At 69.4% G+C, this 21,543-nt stretch carries 18 protein-coding genes and 1 pseudogene; 10 read left to right on the top strand and 9 right to left on the bottom strand.

Going from position 1 to position 21,543, the window contains the following annotated elements:
• Positions 1–235: 235 nt before the first annotated feature.
• From AB0I38_RS06030 to AB0I38_RS06040, 3 genes and pseudogenes are all read right to left on the bottom strand, one after another.
• Positions 236–1,012, bottom strand: a complete 777-nt coding sequence (locus tag AB0I38_RS06030; RefSeq protein WP_358462670.1) for an ABC transporter permease subunit — start codon at positions 1,010–1,012, stop codon at positions 236–238.
• A gap of 136 nt (positions 1,013–1,148) precedes the next feature.
• Positions 1,149–2,159, bottom strand: coding sequence for an ABC transporter permease (locus AB0I38_RS06035; RefSeq protein WP_358462673.1), 1,011 nt, complete (start codon positions 2,157–2,159; stop codon positions 1,149–1,151).
• A gap of 56 nt (positions 2,160–2,215) precedes the next feature.
• Positions 2,216–2,875, bottom strand: a pseudogene (locus tag AB0I38_RS06040) (ABC transporter ATP-binding protein); the annotation flags it as partial.
• Between the two features lie 112 nt (positions 2,876–2,987).
• On the opposite strand from AB0I38_RS06040, the gene AB0I38_RS06045 reads away from it, so the two are divergent.
• The 4 genes from AB0I38_RS06045 to AB0I38_RS06060 all read left to right on the top strand — a co-directional run bounded on the left by AB0I38_RS06045 (position 2,988) and on the right by AB0I38_RS06060 (position 7,354).
• A complete protein-coding gene (locus AB0I38_RS06045; protein WP_358462676.1) occupies positions 2,988–4,172 on the top strand; it encodes a sensor histidine kinase in 1,185 nt (394 codons plus the stop codon).
• On the top strand, positions 4,169–4,810 hold the full coding sequence (locus tag AB0I38_RS06050) for a response regulator transcription factor (protein WP_358462679.1): 642 nt from the start codon (positions 4,169–4,171) through the stop codon (positions 4,808–4,810). Before AB0I38_RS06045 ends, AB0I38_RS06050 begins: the two co-directional genes overlap by 4 nt.
• A 99-nt stretch (positions 4,811–4,909) precedes the next feature.
• Entirely contained in the window at positions 4,910–5,407 is a 498-nt protein-coding gene (locus tag AB0I38_RS06055) for a DUF402 domain-containing protein (protein ID WP_358462682.1), read from the top strand.
• A 474-nt stretch (positions 5,408–5,881) separates the two neighbouring features.
• A complete protein-coding gene (locus AB0I38_RS06060) occupies positions 5,882–7,354 on the top strand; it encodes an aldehyde dehydrogenase (NADP(+)) (RefSeq protein ID WP_358462685.1) in 1,473 nt (490 codons plus the stop codon).
• A 252-nt stretch (positions 7,355–7,606) separates the two neighbouring features.
• On the opposite strand, the gene AB0I38_RS06065 is transcribed toward AB0I38_RS06060, so the two are convergent.
• The gene (locus AB0I38_RS06065; RefSeq protein ID WP_358462688.1) at positions 7,607–9,019 is read right to left on the bottom strand and encodes a pyridoxal phosphate-dependent decarboxylase family protein; all 1,413 of its coding nucleotides are present in this window, start codon (positions 9,017–9,019) and stop codon (positions 7,607–7,609) included.
• 161 nt (positions 9,020–9,180) lie between these two features.
• On the opposite strand from AB0I38_RS06065, the gene AB0I38_RS06070 reads away from it, so the two are divergent.
• The gene (locus tag AB0I38_RS06070; protein ID WP_358462691.1) at positions 9,181–9,885 is read left to right on the top strand and encodes a carbon-nitrogen hydrolase family protein; all 705 of its coding nucleotides are present in this window, start codon (positions 9,181–9,183) and stop codon (positions 9,883–9,885) included.
• A gap of 98 nt (positions 9,886–9,983) precedes the next feature.
• Here the strand turns inward: AB0I38_RS06070 and AB0I38_RS06075 are convergent, their stop codons facing one another.
• Positions 9,984–10,745 carry an IclR family transcriptional regulator gene (locus tag AB0I38_RS06075; protein ID WP_358462694.1) on the bottom strand — a complete coding sequence of 254 codons (762 nt, stop codon included), beginning with the start codon at positions 10,743–10,745 and terminating at the stop codon, positions 9,984–9,986.
• A gap of 339 nt (positions 10,746–11,084) precedes the next feature.
• Here AB0I38_RS06075 and AB0I38_RS06080 point away from each other — a divergent pair, with 339 nt between their 5' ends.
• The 5 genes from AB0I38_RS06080 to AB0I38_RS06100 all read left to right on the top strand — a co-directional run bounded on the left by AB0I38_RS06080 (position 11,085) and on the right by AB0I38_RS06100 (position 16,656).
• Positions 11,085–11,879 (top strand): NAD-dependent epimerase/dehydratase family protein, encoded by a 795-nt coding sequence (locus tag AB0I38_RS06080; RefSeq protein ID WP_358462696.1) that lies wholly within the window; start codon positions 11,085–11,087, stop codon positions 11,877–11,879.
• A gap of 269 nt (positions 11,880–12,148) precedes the next feature.
• On the top strand, positions 12,149–13,135 hold the full coding sequence (locus AB0I38_RS06085) for a carbohydrate ABC transporter permease (protein WP_436838722.1): 987 nt from the start codon (positions 12,149–12,151) through the stop codon (positions 13,133–13,135).
• Positions 13,119–13,988 carry a carbohydrate ABC transporter permease gene (locus AB0I38_RS06090; protein ID WP_358462702.1) on the top strand — a complete coding sequence of 290 codons (870 nt, stop codon included), beginning with the start codon at positions 13,119–13,121 and terminating at the stop codon, positions 13,986–13,988. The genes AB0I38_RS06085 and AB0I38_RS06090 overlap by 17 nt, the downstream gene beginning before the upstream one ends.
• A 39-nt stretch (positions 13,989–14,027) precedes the next feature.
• Positions 14,028–15,311, top strand: coding sequence for an ABC transporter substrate-binding protein (locus tag AB0I38_RS06095; protein ID WP_358462705.1), 1,284 nt, complete (start codon positions 14,028–14,030; stop codon positions 15,309–15,311).
• Positions 15,312–15,375: 64 nt separating this feature from the next.
• Complete coding sequence (locus AB0I38_RS06100; RefSeq protein WP_358462708.1) at positions 15,376–16,656, top strand: Gfo/Idh/MocA family protein; 1,281 nt, start codon at positions 15,376–15,378, stop codon at positions 16,654–16,656.
• Positions 16,657–16,761: 105 nt separating this feature from the next.
• Here the strand turns inward: AB0I38_RS06100 and AB0I38_RS06105 are convergent, their stop codons facing one another.
• Genes AB0I38_RS06105 through AB0I38_RS06120 form a run of 4 tightly spaced genes read right to left on the bottom strand, consistent with a single transcriptional unit; the run spans position 16,762 to position 21,492 of the window.
• Positions 16,762–18,669, bottom strand: a complete 1,908-nt coding sequence (locus AB0I38_RS06105) for a DUF6807 family protein (protein ID WP_358462711.1) — start codon at positions 18,667–18,669, stop codon at positions 16,762–16,764.
• 6 nt (positions 18,670–18,675) lie between these two features.
• The gene (locus AB0I38_RS06110) at positions 18,676–19,731 is read right to left on the bottom strand and encodes a mandelate racemase/muconate lactonizing enzyme family protein (RefSeq protein WP_436838724.1); all 1,056 of its coding nucleotides are present in this window, start codon (positions 19,729–19,731) and stop codon (positions 18,676–18,678) included.
• Positions 19,724–20,608 (bottom strand): 5-dehydro-4-deoxyglucarate dehydratase, encoded by an 885-nt coding sequence (locus AB0I38_RS06115; protein WP_358462717.1) that lies wholly within the window; start codon positions 20,606–20,608, stop codon positions 19,724–19,726. Before AB0I38_RS06115 ends, AB0I38_RS06110 begins: the two co-directional genes overlap by 8 nt.
• Positions 20,605–21,492 carry an NAD-dependent epimerase/dehydratase family protein gene (locus AB0I38_RS06120; protein ID WP_358462720.1) on the bottom strand — a complete coding sequence of 296 codons (888 nt, stop codon included), beginning with the start codon at positions 21,490–21,492 and terminating at the stop codon, positions 20,605–20,607. The genes AB0I38_RS06115 and AB0I38_RS06120 overlap by 4 nt, the downstream gene beginning before the upstream one ends.
• Positions 21,493–21,543 lie beyond the last annotated feature (51 nt).

Below are 21,543 nucleotides of genomic sequence, written 5' to 3' on the forward strand. Positions count from 1 at the left end.
GCCGGTACGGCAGGTCTGTCCGCCTGCCGTACCGACTGGTGGATCATCTCGATCCGTCGAGGAATCTCCCTGTCCTCGACGACCTGGCCGACTGTACGCCGCGGCCCTGCTTTTGGGGCCGGTTTGTATGCGGTGGTCCCGGTCTCGGGCCGACTCTATGCGGTGGTCCCGGTCTCGGGCCGACTGTACGCGGCGGCCCTGAACCTTGGGCCGACCCGACCGATGTCGGCTCGCTCTAAGCGTCTCGTCGGCGCAGCAGCCATGCTCCCGCGAGCACTGGTAACAGTGCGTAGGCGGTGAGTGCGGTGGCCGCCGCTGCGGGCGGCAGGAGCGAGCCGTACACGGAGTACGTGAGGTCGTCGCCGGTGATCTGGCGGGGGAGTGATCCGATCATCACCGAGCCGAGAAGCTCACTCCACGGCTCTGGCAGATTGCCGACGATCATCGGGATCACGTAGACGAGCCCGACGAGGATGGTGATCGCCCCGGCCGCCGAACGCAGGATCACACCCAGTCCCAAGCCGAGCAGGGCGAACACGGCGACCGAGAGCCCAGTGGTGATCAACGTTGGTAGCTTGTCGAGGAATGGGGCGGTGTAGACGCCCGCAAACCGGTCGCCGACCACCCAGCGGCACAGGAAGTACGTGCCGAACACCGTCGTCGCGCCCGTCAGTAGCCCGAGCGCGCCCACAACCGTGGCTTTCGCCGTCAGCACCGGCCAACGCCTCGGCACGACCGTGAGGCTCGCCCTGATCGTGCCTGTCGCATATTCCGACGTGATCGCCAGAACACCCAAAACCCCCAGACAGAGCTGCGGCACGATTACCAGCACTTCCTCCAGCTTCGCGAGGCGGGCTTTCGACTGCTGTGCGGGGGGAGCGCTGTCGTACATCCCGCTGGCCATCCATGCGAGGCCGATGCCCACGAGGATGGCGCCGAGGCTGAGAATCAGGATGAGGTGGCTGGAGCGGACCGAGCGGACCTTCAGCCACTCCGAGGCGATGACGTTCACTGAGACTCCTTGAGTCCGGAGACTTCCTGATCTGTTGGTGGAAGAGATCACGCGTCGCGCCTCCTCAGCATGAAGAAGCCGATGGTCAACGCGACGACCGCGTAGCTGAGAAGCACCGTCAGTGCGACCCACGGGGTCAGGAGGACACCGCCGACCCGTCTCGGCAACTGCTGGTCGGCGATCTGTTGCACCAGGTTGGGCAGCTTGACATCCTCCCGGCTCTGAAGAACCGGGATTCCAACCGTCGCCGGTTGGGCTTTCTGCTTCGCCGCCGGTCGCCCGCCCGAGAGGACTCTCGTTGAGGTCTTACACCGGCTCCACAGGCGTTTCGCCTCTCCGCAAGCTCTGCGGCGAGGGTGTTTCCGATCGTTCGTCCAATGGCTTGGTCATCGCCACCGTCGAACGCACTACCGAACCGTGCGGTGTCGTGCGGCGGTTTGACGGCGGTCCGCCTGGCGGCGAATCGCCTGCCCCTGCCCTGCTCCGCAGGGGTCCGATTCCTCCCCGCCTGAAGGCGGGGGTCTCCTCGGAGGTTCCCGATGAACACAGCGACCCGGGTGTTCCACGATGGGGGCAGGTAAGTGGCGGCGGCCGGCAGGACGAACAACAGTGAGACCACCGACACGATCGCCCCCGCCGTCGACCGAGTGACGAAACCCAGCCCCAGGCCCACCAACGCGAGCACGGTCACCGACAGTCCGGAGGCGAGCAGCATCGGCAGATCGTGGGAGAAGGTGACTTCGTTGAAGCCCAACTGCCGGTCACCCGCGATCAGACGACTCACCACGTAGGTGGTCAGGATGACCGCGTGGGCCGCGACGAACGTGGCAGCGCCGACCATCCCCACCTTGGCCAGCAGCAGCGCACCCCGCCTGGGCACGGCGGTCAGGCTGGCGCGGATCATGCCCGTGGTGTGCTCCGAGGTGATCGTGAGCACACCGATCACCGCCAAACTCATCTGAACCAGTGGCAGAAACGCCTGCTCGGGGGCCGCTACCCGGATCGCCCCGCGTGCGTCCGCGAGCCCGCCCACATAGAACGTCCACACCACCCCCAGGGCCACCATGAGAGCCGCGGCCCCGATGGCGTGGAAGGTCGAGGTGACCGAACGGAGTTTCAGCCATTCAGACGAAAGGGCGGCTCTCATCGTGAGGTCCCGAACTGCACACTGCTCGCCGTCAAGGCCATGTAGGCGTCTTCGAGCGTGGGATGGCTCGCGGTCAACTCGTCCACGGTGGTGTCCGCGATCAGCCTGCCCCTGCCCACGATGACGATGCGCTCGGCGGTCAACGCCATCTCGCTCATCAGGTGGCTGGACAGCAGGATCGTCCGGCCCTCGGCTGCGAGTGTGCGCATGAGGTCGCGGATCCAGCGCACCCCGCCGGGATCGAGCCCGTTGACCGGCTCATCGAACATCAACACCCCGGGGTCGCCCAGCAGGGCGGCCGCGATGCCGAGCCGCTGTTTCATGCCCAGTGAGAAACCCCCCACCCGCCTGCGGGCCGCGCCGGCCAACCCCACCTGCTCCAGCACCTCGGTCACTCGCCGCGGGCCGATGTCGTTGGTGCGGGCCAGGCACAGCAGATGGTTGTAAGCACTGCGTCCACCGTGCACGGCGTTGGCGTCGAGCAGCGCGCCCACCTGGCGCATGGGCAGACCCAGCGAGGTGTAGGGTCGCCCGTTGACCAGGGCCTCTCCCGAGTCGGGCGCGTCGAGGCCGAGGATCAGCCGCATGGCCGTGGATTTGCCCGAACCGTTGGGGCCGAGGAAGCCCGTCACATGGCCGGGTGTCACCGTGAAGGTCAGGTCGTCCACCGCGAGTGTGACGCCGTAGTGCTTGGTCAGTTGCCTGAGTTCGATCACGCCGTAAACGATGCGGCAGAGCGGGCGCTCAGCACATCAGACCACGGTCCGAATATCAAGGTCAGACCCTGGGCTGACGTCCTCGGGCGGCCGAACCGGCTACCTTCAACGCGTGCACGAGCCACACCCCCTCTTCGTCAGGCGTCTGAGCCGAGACCAGCTGATGATCCTCGATCTGCTGGCCGGGTTGGCGTTCTCCCTCCTGTTCCTGACGGCAGCGACCAACGCCTCGGGTCTGCCGTCGTGGGCGAGGCTGGTCATCCCCTTCGCGCTGGGGATGCCGCTGGTCCTGCGGAGGCGGTGGCCGATGCTGATCTTCTGCCTCACACTGGCGCTCGCGGTGCTGGCCGTGCTGCTCGGTGCCGTGAGCTTCGCCTACGTCTCACCTGCTTACGCGCTCTACGTGGTGGCGTTGGTCGACACCCGCGGGGCCTGGGTGCCGACCACGGCGATCGCGGTGCTCACTCTGATCACGCTGGGCGGTCTGGTCCTTGCCGGAGAGTCGTCGCATACGGGGGCACCGCCCTGGATGACGCATCTCGACGTGCCCCTCATCGGCATCGCCGCGCTGGGTGGGGCGTGGACGGTCGGTCGCGCCGTGGGAGAACGAAGGGTCTACGCTGCCCGCGACGCCGATCGGCTCGCCGAGCAGGCGGTGACGGAGGAACGCTTGCGCATCGCCCGTGAGCTGCACGACGTGGTCGCGCACAGTGTGGGCCTGATCGCGGTCAAGGCGGGCGTGGCCAACCATGTCATGAACACCAAGCCTGAAGAGGCGCGGGACGCGCTGCGGGTGATCGAGACCGCGAGCCGGAGTGCGCTCGTGGAGATGCGCCATCTCCTCGGCGTCCTCCGCTCCGCCGAGGCACCCGACCTCGATCCCGCTCCCGGCCTCAGCGGGCTTGCGGGGCTGGCTGAGCAGGCCAGGATGGCGGGCGTCGACGTAGATCTCGGCGTCCGGCTCGGGCCGGCGGGGGAGCGGTTACCCGAGGGGGTGGAGTTGTCGGTCTACCGGATCGTGCAGGAGGCGCTCACCAACGTGGTCAAGCATGCAGCGCCCACGCTCTGCCGCGTGACGGTCGTCGCCGACGAGCGGGAGGTCCGGATCGAGGTGGTGGACGACGGGCCTGGCCGCCGTGTGATCCCTGCCGAGGGGGCAGGGCACGGGCTGATCGGAATGCGAGAGCGGATCATGATGTACGGCGGGGATTTCGAGGCGGGAGGTGTTCCTGGGCAAGGGTTCCGTGTTCTGGCCCGGCTGCCGAACGTCCACGCTTCACCTGGAGGTGTCTCATGATCCGCGTGCTGATCGCCGATGATCAGGCACTCCTCAGAGGAAGCTTCCGAGTGCTCGTCGACTCGGAGCCCGACCTGACCGTTGTGGGCGAGGCATCCACGGGAGCGGAAGCGGTCTCTGTGGCGTTGGAGGAACGACCCGACGTGGTGCTCATGGATGTCCGGATGCCGGAAATGGACGGGATCGAGGCCACCAGGCGCATCGGTGACGTCTCCCGCGTCCTGATCGTGACCATGTTCGACCTGGACGCCTACGTCTACGACGCCCTTCGCGCCGGGGCCAGTGGGTTTCTGCTCAAGGACACTCCGCCCGCCGAATTGCTGACCGCCATCCGGGTGGTGGCTGGTGGCGACGCGTTGCTGGCTCCGACCGTGACGCGCCGGCTGATCCAAGAGTTCACCCGCACTCCGGCTGTGCCCCGCGTGCACGGGCTCGAAGGGGTGACCGAGCGAGAGCGGGAAGTGCTCACGCTCATCGCTCGTGGGCTGTCAAACAACGAGATCTCCGCCTACCTGCAGCTGAGCTTGGCCACGGTCAAGACCCATATCAGCCGGTTACTGGCCAAGCTCGAAGCCAGGGATCGCGCGCAGCTCGTTATCGCGGCATATGAGAGCGGGCTGGTGGGCGCGTCTCAGTGAAGAAGTTTCTCGAGGCGGCTGAGTGGGTGATGGGGTTGTCACGCGGTTTGTGGCCCCAGGGTGAGGACGGTTGCCCCTGGGTTCGCTAACGTCCGGGGCATGAGGGAAGTGCGGGTCGTCTTTCGAAAATACGGTGGAGCGCTGCACTGGAATCATGTGGCGACGCTTCTTGACGAGGACGAGCACGGCGTATGGGTCGCGGTGCCCAGCGGGACGTACGCGCGCAAGGGCACCGGGCCGCCGGTCATGTCCAGGATCGCGAGCATCATGCTGTTTCCGCGTGATGCCTGGTGGACCGCGTCCTTCAACGCGCCGCCGCACAAGGTGGAGATCTATGTGGATGTAACGACGGTGCCCGAATGGAGGGATGGCGAGGTGACCATGGTCGACCTCGACCTTGACGTGATCCGAATGCGGGATGGACGGTTGATTCTGGATGACGAGGACGAGTTCGCCGATCATCAGGTGTCGCTGGGATATCCCGCCGATGTGATCAAACGGGCGGAGGAGACGGCTCACTGGCTGATGGCCGCCGTTAAAGAGCGTGAGGGAGCCTTCGGCGGCGCCCATGTGAGCTGGTTGGCTCAAGTGAGCTGAGGAGCTTCACTCTCCCGCCGATGGCTGTCCAGCGAGGCGCCGACCGTCTTCTTGTGGGTGCTCTGGTGGTCGACGCCCATGGGGGCGGGGTCGGGGGAGCCGACTGGTGATCAGCCGCCGACCTGACGCCGACGACGACCTGACGCTGACGCCGGTCGCGACGCCTACGCTGACGCCGGCCGCGACGCTGACGCCGGCCGCGACGCTGACGCCGGCCGCGACGCTGACGCCGGCCGCGACGCTGACGCTGACGCTGGCCGCGACGCCTTCGCCGTCCTGCACGAGCTGTATCCGAAGTGCGGCATCACCGTCCAGGACGACACCGCGTATGTGCAGCGCCGAGGTCCGGTTCGACGCCCAGATCGGAGCTGGAAGGCGCGTCCATGTATGTGAACGCTTGCCAGAATTGTGGACAAGCTGCCGCAACTGTAAGAATCGGGCTGAGAAAGTGTCAAGACTCCGGAGGACCAATCGATGATCTACGGACACGACCCGAGGACCGGGGAGGCCCTGGGGGCCGCCCTGCCCGAAACGGACCGTGACGGAGTCGACCTGATCGTCTCTGCCGCGACGACCGCCGGCGCGGCCTGGCGGCTCACCCCGGCGGCCGAGCGGGCGCTCGTGCTGGAGGCGATCGCCGACGCGCTCATCGCGCACGTCGACGAGCTGTGGCGGCTCGCCGACCAGGAGACCGCGCTCGGAGAGGTACGCCTGCGCGGCGAGGTCGCCCGTGCGGCGGGGCAGTTCCGGCTCTTCGCCCAGGTGGTCCGCGATGGCGGCTATCTGGACGCCGTCATCGACCACGCCGACCCCTCGGCCACGCCACCTCGTCCTGATGTGCGCCGGATGAAGCATCCGCTCCCGGGCGTCGTCGCGGTGTTCGCGGCGAGCAACTTCCCGTTCGCGTTCTCGGTGGCCGGTGGTGACACGGCCTCCGCCTTGGCAGCGGGCTGTCCGGTCGTGGTGAAGGCGCATCCCGGGCATCCGAACACCTCCGAGCGGGTCGCGAAGATCGTCCGGAACGCTCTGCCGTATCCGGATCTACTCGGGCTCGTGCAGGGGATGCAGGCCGGCGCGGAGCTGGTGCGGCATTCCGAGGTGGTGGCCGCCGGGTTCACCGGCTCGGTCGCTGGAGGCAAGGCGATCCAGGCCCTGATCGACGAGCGCGAGGTGCCGATTCCGTTCTTCGGCGAGCTGGGCAGTGTCAATCCGGTCGTCGTGCTGCCGTCCGCGTCCATGGCCGACGTTGCGTCGGGGTTCGCCGCCTCGCTGACGCTGGGGGTGGGGCAGTTCTGCACCAATCCTGGGCTGATGTTCGTGCCGGACGACGACGAGTTGCGCAAAGCGCTGGCCGCCGCGGTCGAGGGCACCACTGGGGGGCCGATGCTGGCCGAGCGGATCAGAGACGGCTACCTGGGCGGGCTGGAGCGGCTCGGGGAACTTGCCCTGCTGGCCGAGGGCAAGCCGGGGGAGGGGACCTGGGCGGTGACGCCGAAGGTGTTCACCACGGATCTCGACACGTTCGCCGGAAAACTGCCCTCGATCGCCGAGGAGTGCTTCGGGCCGGCGTCCATCATCATCACTTATCGCGATATTTCGGATCTGCGGGCGGTGCTGGAAAGGCTGGAAGGGTCGTTGACGGCCACCGTGCATGCGACCGATCCCGACGAGGTGGAAGAGGTCGCCGAGGTGCTCGGCCGGAAGGCCGGACGGCTGATCTGGAACGGGTGGCCCACCGGGGTCGCCGTGTGCTGGGCGATGCATCACGGCGGTCCGTGGCCCTCCACCACTGCCCCCGCGTACACGTCGGTCGGCGCCACGGCCATCGACCGATGGCTCGTCCCGAGGGCTTACCAGGACTGGCCTGAGAAGTTGTTGCCGGACGTGTTGAAGGAGGTCGGGCCGTTGGGTGTGCCGCGTCGGGTTGATGGCGTACTGGAGCACTGACTCACGGGGCGGTCGGGCCGTGCCGGGCTTGGCACAGCCCGTTCGTGGTGCACCTCGTAGTCAGGTTCGCAGGACCGAGGGGGGTTCTGAGGTCTGAGGAAGGCGTCGCGAGGGAGGAGCGTGGTCATCGTGGTCAGGTGTCGCCGTGTCAGCGTGTCACCGTGTCGCCGTGTCAGGGTGCCACCGTGTCGCCGTGCCACCGTGTCGCCGTGCCACCGTGCCACCGTGCCACCGTGTCGCCGTGTCAGGGTGTCACCGTGTCAGGGTGTCGCGGGCGATGCGGATCGCGTGCAGGGCCTCGTCCACGCGGTCACGGTGGGTGCGGAAGCTGACCACGCTGATCCGCAGCATGTAGGTGCCGTCGATGAGCGTGCTCGACAGGAAGACACGGCCGCCGTCGTTGACCTGCTTCAGCAGTGCGGCGTTGAACGCGTCGGCGTCGCCTGGTTCCGGGATCCAGCGGAACGCGACCGTGGTCAGCCGGGGCTCCCAGGGCGCCTCGAAGCCGGCCTCGCGCAGCGAGTCGTACGCGTACCGGGCCAGGTCGAGTTTCTCGTCCAGGGCTTCCCGGAAGGCGGCCAGGCCGTGCAGCTTGATGGGCAGCCAGAGACGGAGGCCGCGGAAGTCGCGGGTCAGTTCGGGGGAGTATTCGGAGAAGTTCGGGATCTCGTCCTCCGCGCCGAGGTCCTGCAGGTAGTCGGCGGACAGATGGTGCGCCTCCCGCAGCAGGGCGCCGTCACGGACGATGAGCGCGCCGGTGCCGTACGGCAGGAACATCGCCTTGTGCGGGTCGAGTGTGATGGAGTCGGCCCGTTCGATGCCGGAGAGCAGGTCCCGCCCGCGGACGGTGAGCTGGAACGGTCCTCCGTAGGCGGCGTCCACGTGCAGCCACAGGCGCTCCGCGCGGGCGATCGTGGCCAGGTCGTGGAGGGGGTCGATGGCCCCGGTGTTCGTCGTGCCGGCGCTGGCGACCACCAGGAAGGGGCGCAGTCCGGCCCCGCGGTCCTCCTCGATGAGCCGGGTGAGGGCGTGCGGGTCCATGGCGAGGGTGTCCTGAGTGGGCACGGTCCGTACGTTCCGCTGGGGGATGCCCGCCAGCATGGCGGCCTTGGCCGAGGAGGCGTGTGTCTGATCGGTCACGTAGAGGACTCCGTCGAGGAAGTCCTCGCCCAGGTGCGTGGCGCGGGCGGTGACGATGGCCGAGAAGTTGGCGAGCGAGCCGCCGCTGGTGAGGATGCCGCGGGCCTGCTCCGGATAGCCGAACAGGTCGCACAGCCAGCGGATCGCCGTCCATTCGAGTTGGGCGCAGACGGGTGCGAGGTTCCACACGGACACGTACTTGTTGAGCGCGGACGCCAGGAAGTCGGCGAGCGCGGCCGAATAGAGACCACCGCCCGGGATGTAGGCGAGATAGCCGGGGCCCGCGCTGGTGGCGCCCCTGGTGGCCGCTTCGGCGACCGTCTGGAGGAGAACGGGCAGAGGAGTGCCGTGTTCGGGAGCCCGTTCGCGGAGGTTCGTGGCGAGTCGCTGCGCGCCATTGAGGTCGAAGGCGGGCATGGTGGGCAGGTCGCGGATGAAGTCCGCCACGAGGTCCAGGACGGCCTCGCCCATCTTGCGTGTCTCGTCGGGGCCCGGCTCCAGAGGATGATTCGGGAAGTACGGCATAGGCCGGATCCTGCCATCTGGTACGCCGTCAACCCAGATGTGACGCGCCCAGGCTCACGTGACCGTGGGGCGATGGCGCCGAGATACGGATGAATGGTGAGATCGCGGTATAAGGGCCGATTTAATATGAGAGTTCAGTGCACCTGCCGGGGGAGTTACGCATGCGTGAGCCGCTCGTCGTGGCCGTTGTCCAGCCGTCGTGCCTGCCCTACGACGTGGCCGCGAACGCGGTCACGCACGCCGAGGCGGTCAGGGCCGCCGAGGCCAGGGTGGTGGTCTTTCCCGAGCTGTCGCTGACGGGGTACGAGCTGGACGCTCCCGCGATCTCGGCCGATGATCCGCGACTGGCGCCCCTCATCGAGGCCTGCGCCGAGACGGGGTCCCTGGCGCTGGTGGGGGCTCCGGTGGGCGGCGAGGCGGGCCGGGCGTACATCGCGATCCTGGCCGTCGACGGTGGCAGGGCGAGCCTGGCGTACCGGAAGATGTGGTTGGGCACGGAGGAGGCCGAACGGTTCACCGCAGGCGACAAGCCGGCCGTGCTCCAGGTCGACGGCTGGCGGCTGGGGCTCGCCGTCTGCAAGGACACCGGTGTCCCGGAGCACGCGGCCGACCTCGCCGCCCTGGGCATCGACGCCTATGTCGCGGGGACCCTGAAGACCGCAGAGGAGTCGGCGGTTCAGGACGAGCGTGCCCGCCGGATCGCCACCGATCATCGGGTCTGGGTGGCGGTGGCCAGTTTCGCCGGCTCGACCGGCGGCGGATTCTCACGGGCCGCCGGCCGTTCGGGCATCTGGGCGTCGGACGGCGCCGTGGTCATCCAGGCCGGGCCCGAAGTCGGCGCCATCGTTCGGGCGACCCTTCAGTAGGTGCAAGTCCGCCGGCGCCGAAGAGGTGCAAGCCCGTCGGCGCCGAAGGGAGTCACCGGGAAGAACAGAGCACCATCTAGCCGCGTGAACAGTCCTTTCTAGCGGATGCCCTCCCGTCTGAGAGTGGCGGCCAGCTTGCGGGTGTGCTGGATGACCGCGTCGGTGATCTTCTCGACCTCGGCGGGTCGCAGGCTCGCCGGCATCGAGCAGCTGATCGCGTCCGTGGCGGGGATGCGGTAGTCGACGGCGACCGCCACGCAGGCCACGCCGGGGGTGCCCTGCTCACGTTCGCAGGCCCAGCCTCGGGTGCGAACCTGGTCGAGCTCCCCGGTCAGCTTGGCCAGGTCGGTGATCGTGTGCTCGGTCATGGCCGGCATCGGGTCGGGCACCAGCGCGGCGACCTCGTCGTCGGTGAGCTGGGCGAGCAGCACCTGTCCGAGCGCCGTCACATGGGCGGGCAGCCGGCGACCCACCCGGGGGATCACGTGGTGCGCCTCACGCGACTCGCGGGTGGCCAGGTAGAGGACGTGCGCGTCGTCTCGGCGGGCGAAGTGGGCGGTCTGCCCGGCCTCGGCACGGAGGTCCTCCAGGGTCTGCTGGGCGAACGGCAGCGCCGGATCCTTGTCGAGGTAGGCCGTGCCGGTCAGCAGGGCGTGCGGGCCGATGCCGAACGCGCCTCTGGCCTTGTCGGTCTCCACCCAGTGGAGCTCGACCAGCGTGCGCATCAGGGCGTGCAGGCTGCTGCGGGGAAAGCCGGTGCGCTGCTGGAGCTCCGACAGGGTCAGGGTCTCGGGGGAGGTGGCGAGGGCTTCCAGGATGCGTACGGTCCGCTCGGCGGACTTGACCAGCTGCGGCTCCATGCTCGTCCCATCTCGACGACGACTCCGACATGTCAGGATACGGGATGCCGTCCAGATACATGGACGTCTACCGTCCGATGACGACGCTGGTCAGGCCGCACCTAGGATGACGCTCAGGACGCGGCCAGGACGGTGATGCTCGACGGAAACAGGTGTCGCAGCCGCTAGGTCGACGCTTCGCGACTTCGAGCAGGTGATGTGCCTCAGACCGCCTCCTGTCCATATATGTGGACATATGTCGAGAATGTGGGACTTGCTTAAGCAAACGTAGCTAGTCACGCGTTGCACGGTCAATATTCAAGAATGTGAATATGGGCCAGACCTGTGTACACAAGGAGCATGCGCATTCTGATGACCGGTGCCGCCGGAAAGGTCGGAACCCTGCTCCGCCCCCGCCTCGCCCGTGCGGGCCGCACGATCCGCCTGTCGGACCTGCTGCCGCTGGAGCCCGGCCCCGGAGAGGAGGCCGTGACGGCCGACCTCGCCGATGAGGCCGCCATGAGCGAGGCGATGAAGGACGTGGACGCCGTGATCCATATGGGCGGCCAGAGCAGGGAGCATCCGTGGGCCGACATCGTCCGCGCCAACATGGACGGCACCCACGTGCTGCTGGAGGCGGCCCGCCGTGAAGGCGTGCGGCAGGTGGTGATGATGGGCAGCCACCACGCGGCCGGCTTCCAGGCCCGGCCCGCCTCGGGTGGCGAACTGCCCGACTACGCCTTCCCGCGTCCCGACACCTTCTACGGCGTGAGCAAGGTGGTGATGGAGGCGCTGGGCAGCCTCTACCACGACCGGTTCGGCATGAACGTGACCGTGATCCGGCTCGGCACCTGTGACGAGGCCCCGTCCGACACACGCGGCCTGGCGACCTGGATCTCGCCCGGTGACCTGGCCCGGCTGCTGGAGGCGGCGCTGACCGCGCCCGGCCACCACATCGTGTGGGGCGTTTCGGACAACACACGCCGCTGGTGGTCGCTGGAGGAGGCACGGGCCATCGGGTACGTCTCCGAGGACGACTCCGAGGCGTACGCGGGACCGCTGCTCGCCGAGCACGGGGAGCCCGATCCGGACGCGCCCGTGCACCACCGCGCGGGCGGGGTGTTCACGCTCAACGAACTGGGCGGCAGCTGGTAGTACCGGCACCCCGGCGAGGCTCGCGCCTTGCCGGTGGCCGCGCTCCCAGTGTGCAACCGGTTGTAGGACATCTAACCAAGAGCGAAAACGTTAACCGGGCCGCGCTGGCTGTTGTGCCTCTCTGACCAGGCTTTTCTACGTTGGCGATATATCGGTTACGGGTTTGTAACGCCTGCAAAGGGTTGACGAAACTTTCGCGTCCCCTATAGGAAGGCGCTATCCGATCCCGCCGTGCCGGGCAGGCCCTGGAATGAGGGATGTCTGCATCCATGTCCGACTCAGTCTCCGTAACGCCGGAACGCGCGCCCGTGGCCCAGCCGCCATCCGCGCAACCGCCCGGAAGGCGGCGCCGCGCCAGACAGGTGAACGTTCACAAGAGGCGCGAGGCGCGCACCGCCTATGTCTTCCTCGCGCCCTGGTTCATCGGCCTGTTCGTGATCACCGTCGGCCCGATCCTGGCCTCGCTGTACCTGTCGTTCACCGACTACAGCCTGCTGGAGGAGGCGAAGTGGGTCGGGCTGGACAACTACGACACGATGTTCACCGGGGACGATCGGTTCCTCGCCTCGCTGAAGGTGACCACGATCTACGTGGTCGTGTCGGTGCCGCTCCAGCTGGCCTTCGCCCTGGCGCTGGCTCTGGCGCTGGACCGGGGGCTGCGCGGGCTGTCGTTCTACCGCTCGATCTACTACCTGCCCTCGCTGCTCGGCGGCAGCGTCGCCATCGCCATCCTGTGGCGCAAGATCTTCGGCACCGATGGCCTGGTCAACTCGGTGCTGGGGTTGTTCGGCGTCGAGGGCACCGGCTGGGTGTCAGACCCAGACACCGCGCTCGGCACGCTGATCATCCTGCACGTGTGGACGTTCGGGGCGCCCATGGTGATCTTCCTGGCCGGGCTGCGGCAGATCCCGCAGAACTACTACGAGGCCGCGGCGGTCGACGGAGCCAGCAAGCTCCGTCAGTTCTGGTCGATCACGCTGCCCCTGCTGACCCCGATCATCTTCTTCAATCTCGTGCTCGAAGTGATCAAGTCGTTCCAGTCGTTCACCCAGTCGTTCATCGTCAGCGGCGGCTTCGGAGGGCCGGTCGACTCCACGCTCTTCTACACGCTCTATCTCTACCTGAAGGGCTTCAAAAGCTACGAGATGGGCTACGCGGCCGCCATGGCGTGGGTCCTTCTGCTCATCATCGCCGGGTTGACCGGCGTGAACTTCATCGCGTCGAAGTATTGGGTCTTCTATGGCGACACGAAGTAAGGCGGCCCCGCTCCTGTTCCGCCCGTTACCGCGGGGCGGCCGGTTGCTCAAGCACCTCCTGCTGATCGGCTTCGGCCTGATCATGCTCTATCCGTTGTTCTGGATGGTGTCCAGCTCGCTGAAACCGGAGGAGCTCATCTTCCGGGAGCCGGGTCTGTGGCCGCGTGAGGTCACGCTGGACAACTACAGCGACGGCTGGACCGCGCTCAAGCACACCTTCGGCTACTACCTCTGGAACTCCGCCGTCATCACCGGCCTGTGCGTGGTGGCCAACCTGGTCGCCTGCTCGCTGGCCGCCTACGCGTTCGCCCGGCTGGACTTCCCGCTGAAGAAGCTCTGGTTCGCGCTCATGCTCGGCTCGATCATGCTGCCGCATCACGTCACGGTCGTGCCGCAGTACATCGTCTTCGCCGAGCTCGACTGGATCAACACGATCTGGCCGCTGATCGTGCCCAAGTTCCTGGCCACGGACGCGTTCTTCATCTTCCTGATGGTGCAGTTCATCCGCACCCTGCCGAGGGAGCTGGACGAGGCCGCCGCCATCGACGGCGCCGGCTACTGGCGGATCTTCCTGCAGGTCATCATCCCGCTGTGCACGCCGGCGCTCGCGACGACCGGCATCTTCACCTTCATCTGGACCTGGAACGACTTCTTCAGCCAGAACCTCTACCTGACCAACAGCGACAACCTCACGGTGGCCGTCGCCCTGCGCCAGTTCCTGGACTCGAGCGGGGAGTCGTCGTGGGGGCCGATGTTCGCGATGTCCATCGTCTCGCTCGGGCCGATCTTCGGGTTCTTCCTGGCCGGGCAGAAGTACCTGATCCGTGGCATGGCGACCACCGGTCTCAAGTGATCCTCTGCACCCCCCAACTCTCCTAGAGGAGGTAGAGCTGTGAATCCCAGCTCTCGCAAGAAGATGTGGACGGCCGCCGTCGTCTCGGCCGTGCTGATGACCGGGGCCGGCGCCTGCGGCGGCGACGGCGGTGGCGAGGCCGCGGGCGGTGACAAGGTCCGGATCACGTTCGCCTACTGGGGCAGCGACGCCCGGCAGAAGCTCACCGACCAGGTCATTCAGAAGTTCGAGGAGAAGAACCCGACGATCGACGTCGAGGGCGACTTCTCCAACTGGGACAGCTACTACGAGAAGATCGCCACCAAGGTCGCCGCGAACGACGCCCCTGACGTCATGAGCATCGAGATCCGCGGCCTGAGCGAGTACGCGGGCCGTGGCGCGCTGGCCGACCTGTCGGGCAAGGTGCCCGCCGCCGACCTCGACCAGCAGGTTCTCACCAGCGGGCAGATCGAGGGCAAGCAGTACGCCATCCCCACCGGCGTCAACGCGTTCTCCATGATCGCCAATCCCTCGGTGCTGGAGAAGGCGAAGCAGAAGCTGCCCGACGACACCGCCTGGACCTGGGACCAGTGGATCGGCCTGGCGAAGGACATCTCCGGCGCGGGGGGCGTGACCGGCGCCGAGTACAACCCCAACCCGGCCTGGCTGCAGATCTTCGCCGCCCAGCGCGGCGAGAAGATGTACGACGGCACCAAGATGGGCGTCTCGGCCGAGACGTTGAAGGCCTGGTGGTCCATCCACCAGCGGCTCATTGAGACCAAGGGCTCGCCCGACGCCGCCAAGAGCGCCGAGATCGGCGCGACCGGCCCGGAGCAGTCGCTGCTCGGCACCAACGCCGGCGCGATGGGCATGTGGTGGAGCAACCAGCTCAACGCCCTGTCCAAGTCGTCGGGCCAGGAGCTCACCCTGCTGCGGATGCCCAAGGCGGAGGGCGCGAGCACCAGCGGGATGTTCCTGCAGCCGGCCATGTTCTACACCGCCTCGGCCAAGACCGAGCACCCGGCCGAGGCCGCCAAGCTGATCGACTTCCTGGTCAACGACCCCGACGCGGCCGGAATCCTGCTGAGCGACCGCGGCCTGCCGACCAACGCCAAGGTGCTCGCCGCGGTGAAGGACAAGCTGCCGCCCGTCGACCAGAAGACGCTGATCTTCGTCGACCAGGTCAAGAGCGAGCTGAGCCCGGTCGTCGCCCCGCCGAAGGGCGCGCTCCAGATGGAGGACATCCTGAAGCGCAACACCGAGGAGCTCCTCTTCGGCAAGGCGACACCGGACCAGGCCGCCGAGAAGTTCCTGTCGGAGGCGAACGCGGCCATCGCGGGCTGACCACCTCCGCACGGCCGGGGGCCCGTACGGCTCCCGGCCGCCATCCCGGACTCGGGGAGAGCAGTTGAGCACCAGGTACGCCTTCGTCGGGCTCGGCCACCGTGCCCAGATGTACGTCGACGCGCTGCTGGGCGACTGGCGCGACACCGGGACGATCGTCGCCTTCTGTGACACCAACCAGACCCGCATGGACTACTACGTCGAACGTGTCGGCCGCCCGGTGCCGTGCTTCGCGCCGCACGACTACGGCAAGCTGCTGGAGACGGCCGACGCCGTCGTGGTCTGCACGGTCGACGCCACGCACGCCCGCTACGTGTGCGCGGCGCTGGACGCGGGGCTGGACGTCATCGTGGAGAAGCCGCTGACCGTCGACGCCGAGAGCTGCGCGGCCATCGCCGAGGCGGCCGAGCGCGCCACGGGCCGGCTGGTCGTGACGTTCAACTACCGCTACTCGCCGCGAAACTCGGCGGTGAAGCGGCTGCTCGGCGACGGGGCGATCGGCGACGTCACGTCCGCGCACTTCGAGTGGCGGCTCGACACCATCCACGGCGCCGACTACTTCCGGCGCTGGCACCGCGACCGCGCCAACTCGGGCGGGCTGCTGGTGCACAAGTCCACCCACCACTTCGACCTGGTCAACTGGTGGCTCGGCGCGGCGCCGGAGCTGGTCTTCGCGCAGACCGAGCTGCGCTTCTACGGCCAGGCGCTGCCCCGGGGGCCGCGCCCGGCACGGGGCCAGGGCGCGCCGGGGCTCGGTACGGACCCGTTCATCCTGGACATCTCCGCCGACGACCGGTTGAAGCGGCTCTACCTGGACGCCGAGCACGAGGACGGCTACCTCCGCGACCAGGACGTCTTCGGCCCCGGCGTGACGATCGACGACACGATGGCGGTCCTGGTCCGTTACGCGAACCGGGCCATGCTCACCTACTCGCTCACCGCGCACGCGCCGTCCGAGGGCTACCGCGCCGTCTTCAACGGCACCGAGGGACGCGTCGAGCTGGAGGTGTGCGAGCGGCCCTGGACCCCGCCGCAGGCCGCCGTGGACCCGAGCGCCGCGGGCAAGGAGCACGTGACCGGGGCCTGGGAGCGGCTCACCCTGCACCGTCACTGGCACGAGCCGGAAGAGGTGCCGATCGAGCAGGGGGCCGGCGGCCACGGGGGTGGCGACCGGCTCCTGCTCGACGACGTCTTCCGCGGTCCCGGCGACGACCCTCTCGGCCGCCCGGCCGGCTACCGCGACGGTATCCGGAGCGTCCTGGTCGGCGTCGCCGCCAACCGCTCGGCCGCCACCGGCCGCCCCGTCCGCCTCACCGCCGACGGCACCCGCCTGACCGGCCCGTGAGCCGCGCGGGCACTTGCCCGGTCGGCGCATGAGCCGTGTGGGCGCCGGCCTGACCGGGCCGTGAGCCGCTCGGGCGCCCGGCTGACCGGGCCGTGAGCCGTGCGGTCAGAGCTCGGCGGCCAGGGCCGCGGCCTGCTCGGCGGACAGGCGGCCGTCGGCCACCGCCACGGCGACGCCGCGGGACAGTTCGGCCCCGAACTCCAGGGGCGTGTCCCAGGCCAGCGCGGTGCCGACCCCTGGATACTCGGCGACCCGGACGAACCACGGATCGTCCGAGTCCTGGGCGAAGACCAGCGTCCAGTCGTCGGACGCCAGCGCCAGCCAGGGCGCGCGGGAACCGTGGACGCGGGACTCGCCCTCGGCCGAGGCGGTGAACACGCGCACCCGGCGGGACTCTAAGGGCGCGCGCCAGAAGAAGCCGCCGTATCCGGCGCCGGCCCGGCCCTTGGTCGCCGAGCTCCGCACCGTCAGCGGCCGGCCGGTGAGGTTGCGCAGGGTGAAGGAGAACCGCAGCGCCCAGCCCCGCGACAGCGGCGCGGCCCGGACGGTCCGTTCCTCCCGCACGAGTGGTTCCTCGCCCGGCCGCTCCCACAGCAGCGTCTCGGTGAACCCCGTGGCGTCACGCCCGGCGAACGACACGTGCCGCTGTACGCCGTGGTCGTCGAGCCAGGTGGGGCCCTGATCGCGGACGTACGTGCGACCGCCCCAGAAGTTACGGCCGCCCAGGTCGGTCACGGCGACGCCCGCGCCGAGGTGGTGCGGATGGTCCTCGGGCCGCTCCTCGGTGACCACGACGCCGCCGAGGGTCCGTACGGGATGCAGGTAGGGGCGGGGCGCGGCGGTGAGCGGCAGCTCCGGGCGGGTGACGTACTCCGCGACGACCGCGCCCGAGACGGCGAGCGGCACGGCCCAGCTCAGCCCGAGCTCGGAGAAGAGCGCCAGCCGGTCGGCGCAGGCGCCGACGACGCCCGCGATGCCGGGCAGCACGGGTCCGTCGCCGGAGCGGTCCTGGTGATCCTCGGCGATCGGCAGCGGGTCGGGCGCCAGCCTGATGGCCTCCATGACCCGCATGAACCCGCCCGTCCGCTGGATCGGCACGAGCAGATCGGCGCCCGAGCGGACGTGCTCGACCAGGTTCTCCAGCAGGTCGGTCCGGTCGTAGCGGCGCACCGGCCCGTCGTCCACCTGGACCTCGTCCATCGTGTATGTGAGCCTGATCCGCCCCCGCTCACCGTGGACCAGCACGTACGGCTCGTCCCGCTCGGCCGCGCAGAGGGTCACGGCGGCCACGATCGGCAGGCCGCCGGCCGTCATGACCCGGACGGCCGAGGTGTCGTCCGACTCGATGGCGTTGGCGTGGAACAGCTCGGCCTCCACCGACGCGATGGCGTCCCGGTCCTCGGCTCCCGCCACGGCCAGCGCGGTGGCCAGGGCGTGCGCGAACGGGTTGGTGAGCGCGCCGTCCACGACGTCGGCGCCGTCCAGCCGGCGCCGGCCCGACCAGGCGCTCCGGGTGAAGTAGGAGGCCGGCCGCGGCCACGAGCCGGCCACCCCGATGCCGGTGACCCGGCCGATCGCGCCGTTCGCGACCAGCTCGCGCACCGCCGGGACGGCCGCCGAGCCGAGGCTCTGGAACCCCACCTGACAGGCGAGCCCGGCCTTGGCCGCGGCCTGTTCCATCCGGTCGAAGTCGGCCAGCGTGGCCGCCGTCGGCTTCTCCACCAGCACGTGCGCGCCCGCTTCGAGCGCGGCCAGCGTGAGCCCGGCGTGCGTCGGGATCGGGGTGGCGAGGATCGCGATCCGCGCGCCGGTCCGTTCGACCAGGCCGGCCAGGTCGGCGGAGAACTCCGGCGCGCCGAGCCCGGCCAGCGACGCGGGGTCGACCGGCCGGACGTCGCAGATCCCGGCGAGCTCGACGTCGGGGGCCAGCCGCCGCAGCCGGTCCAGGTAGTGGGAGCCGTAGCCGTGGGCCCCGGCCAGCACGACGCGCATCGTCACCTCTCTTGTCGCCACCGCTCGTCACTCCTTGTCAATCCAGCGGAGCCCGAGGCCCCGGTGCTCTCCGGCCCGCAGCTCCGCGCCGCGGACCTGGACGGGGTACGGCTCGGCCAGCAGGCCGAGGGCCGCGAACGAGGCGTCCTCCACCTCCTCGGCCAGGCACGGCAGCGGCAGCGCCAGCGCCAGCTGCCCGGAAAGGTCGGGCAACAGGTGCGGGTAGACCGGCACGTCGAAGGCCCGGGCCAGCTCGGCGATGCGCAGGAACGGGGTGATCCCGCCCACCCTGACCACGTTGGGTTGCACCACGTCGCACGCGCCCGCCACCAGCAGGTCGCGGAAGCCGTAGACGGTGTAGACGTTCTCGCCGACCGCGAGGGGCACGCCGGTCGCCCGCCGCAGCTCGACGTGCGCGGCGACGTCGTCGGCGGGCAGCGGCTCCTCCAGCCAGTGCGGGTCGTACGGGGCGAGGGCCTCGGCGGCGCGGCGGGCGCGGTGCAGGTCCCAGCGCTGGTTGGCGTCGATCATCAGCAGCGTCTCCGGCCCGATCACCTCGCGGACCGCCGCCACCCGCTCGACGTCCTCGCGCAGGTCCGGCCGGCCCACCTTGATCTTGACCGCCGGGTAGCCGGCCGCCTTCCACCGCCCGGCCTGCGCGACCAGCTCCTCCAGCGAGTAGTGCAGGTTCACCCCGCTCCCGTATACCGGCACGCTGTCCCTGCGCCTGCCCAGCACGTCGACCAGCCCGCGTTCGCCGCAGCGCAGATCCCACAAGGCGAGATCGACTCCGGCCAGCGCGATCGTGGTGATGCCGCCGGGCCCGGCCTCACGCAGGTGCCGCCAGAGCCGGTCCCACACCACCTCCGGGTGCGGGTCGAGGCCGATGACGGCCTGCCGGATGTCGTGTTCCAGCAGTGCGTGTACGGCCCGCGCCCCGATCTGCGGCGTCCAGGAGAACCCGGTGCCCGTCCGGCCGTCGTCCAGGGTCACCTCGACGACCAGGACGTGGTTGGCGGGCACGTCGGGCCCCCACGGGCGGGGCAGCGCGGCGGTGCGCGACCGTACCGTGAGGTCACGAATCACGGGCACCCGCCAGCGCCCGCCCGTGCGCGATCAGCGTTTCCAGCTCGGCCACGTGCTCGGGCGTGGGATCCACGAGCGGCGGCCGCACCGGCCCGGCGTCCAGGCCGCCCAGCCGCACCCCGGCCTTGACCAGGGACACCGCGTAGCCGGGGACCTTCGAGCGCAGCCGTACCAGTGGCTCGTAGAACTCGGTGAGCAGGTGGGCGGCGCCGTCGCGGAAGGCGGTGGCGATCTCCGGCGCGAAGGCGAAGACGGCGGAGGAGTAGAGCTCCACCCCGATGCCGCGGTAGGCCCCCATGGTCAGCTCGGCCGTCGGCAGCCCGTTGAAGAACCGGAAACCGTCGCCGACCTCGCGGCGCACGGCCAGCACGGTGCGCTGGATCAGGTCGATGTCGCCCAGGCCGTCCTTCAGGCCGATCACGCCCGGGATCCGGGCCAGCTCCACCACCCGCTCGGGCGAGAGCACCACCGCCCCGCGCTGGTAGACGATGAGCGGCAGGATCTCCGCGACCGCCCGCACATAGGCGGCGAACCCGGCCTCGGGGCCCGTCGACAGATACGGCGGCATGAGCAGCAGCCCGTCGGCCCCGGCCTCGCGAGCGGCTCTCGCCTGCCGGAGCGCCGTCCCGAACGATCCGCCCGCGCCCGCGAACACCGGCACCCGCCCTCGCGTCGTCTCGACCGCCACCCGTACCACGGCCGCGTGCTCCGACTCCGACAGGGCGGCGAACTCACCCGTGCCGCAGGCCGCGAACACGCCGCCGGGGCCGTGTTCGAGCCCTCGCCGGAGATGTTCGGCCAGCACCTTCTCGGCCAGCTCGCCGTCCGTGTCGAAGGGGGTGATGGGGAAGAAGAGGATTCCGCTGAGGTTCATCTGATCTCCAGTTCGCTGCGCCAGCTGCGCTTGGCGGTCCAGCCGAGCATCCGTTCGGCCTTGGCCGAGGTGAAGGCGGGGGAGGTGCCGGTCAGCCGCCCGGCGGTCGCGGCGGTCGCCGGGTTGACCGCGGGAAGCAGCTCCGCCAGGGGCTCGCGGGCCAGCGCGTCCGCCGCGCCGGCGAAGAACACCTCGCCGCTGGGCAGCTCGAAGAGCCGCTCGGCCAGTACGGCGATCAGCTCGGAGGCGTCCCGGGCGTCGATGTAGTTGAAGAGCGACACCCCGGCGATGTCCGGCCGGTCGAGCCGTTCGGCCATGGTGTGCCCGGACTGGGTGGGCGCGCCCGCCCACTCCTCCGGGGCCACCACGAAGCACGGACGCACCGCCGCGAACCGGGTGTCCGAGCCCCGGGCGAACGTCGCCATGGTCTGCTCGGCGGTGAGCTTCGACAGGCTGTAGGAGTTCCACGGCTCGGTGGGGTGCTCCTCGTCGATCGGCAGGTAGCGCGGCCTCCAGCCCCCGGGGGCGCCGTAGCCGATGACGGTAGGGCTGCTGGCCACCACGACCCTGCCGACGCCGAGGTTGCTCGCCGCCGCGCACACGTTGAAGGCGAGCTGCGTGTTGGTGCGGAAGGTCAGGCCGTCGGTCCGGCTGAACGGGGTCGCGATCGCGGCCAGGTGCACGACGACGTCGGGCCGGAAGCGCGCCATGACGTCGTGGGTCTCGCCCAGGTCGGTCAGGTCCGCCGGCAGCGTGACGGCCGCCTCGTCAGGGGTGCCCGAGCCGACGTCGACGCCGACGACCTCGTGGCCCGCCTGCGCCAGGGTGGCGACCACGCTGCGCCCGAGTCGGCCGGCGCTGCCGGTCACCAGTGTTCGTGTCATCGGGTCTTTCACCACTCCTGGGATCTCCATGCAGCAACCGGTTGCAAAAAG

The sequence above is a fragment of the Nonomuraea cavernae genome (genome assembly GCF_040655715.1).
In the GTDB taxonomy this organism is placed as follows: Bacteria; Actinomycetota; Actinomycetes; order Streptosporangiales; family Streptosporangiaceae; genus Nonomuraea; species Nonomuraea cavernae_A.

Bases quoted from the DNA above. Each gene is read 5' to 3' on its own strand.
- AB0I38_RS06050 (WP_358462679.1), top strand. From the start codon at position 4,169: ATGATCCGCGTGCTGATCGCCGATGATCAGGCACTCCTCAGAGGAAGC.
- AB0I38_RS06055 (WP_358462682.1), top strand. From the start codon at position 4,910: ATGAGGGAAGTGCGGGTCGTCTTTCGAAAATACGGTGGAGCGCTGCAC.
- AB0I38_RS06090 (WP_358462702.1), top strand. From the start codon at position 13,119: ATGGCGACACGAAGTAAGGCGGCCCCGCTCCTGTTCCGCCCGTTACCG.
- AB0I38_RS06065 (WP_358462688.1), bottom strand. From the start codon at position 9,019: ATGCCGTACTTCCCGAATCATCCTCTGGAGCCGGGCCCCGACGAGACA.
- AB0I38_RS06080 (WP_358462696.1), top strand. From the start codon at position 11,085: ATGCGCATTCTGATGACCGGTGCCGCCGGAAAGGTCGGAACCCTGCTC.
- AB0I38_RS06060 (WP_358462685.1), top strand. From the start codon at position 5,882: ATGATCTACGGACACGACCCGAGGACCGGGGAGGCCCTGGGGGCCGCC.
- AB0I38_RS06085 (WP_436838722.1), top strand. From the start codon at position 12,149: ATGTCCGACTCAGTCTCCGTAACGCCGGAACGCGCGCCCGTGGCCCAG.
- AB0I38_RS06120 (WP_358462720.1), bottom strand. From the start codon at position 21,492: ATGACACGAACACTGGTGACCGGCAGCGCCGGCCGACTCGGGCGCAGC.
- AB0I38_RS06075 (WP_358462694.1), bottom strand. From the start codon at position 10,745: ATGGAGCCGCAGCTGGTCAAGTCCGCCGAGCGGACCGTACGCATCCTG.
- AB0I38_RS06070 (WP_358462691.1), top strand. From the start codon at position 9,181: ATGCGTGAGCCGCTCGTCGTGGCCGTTGTCCAGCCGTCGTGCCTGCCC.
- AB0I38_RS06115 (WP_358462717.1), bottom strand. From the start codon at position 20,608: ATGAACCTCAGCGGAATCCTCTTCTTCCCCATCACCCCCTTCGACACG.
- AB0I38_RS06035 (WP_358462673.1), bottom strand. From the start codon at position 2,159: ATGAGAGCCGCCCTTTCGTCTGAATGGCTGAAACTCCGTTCGGTCACC.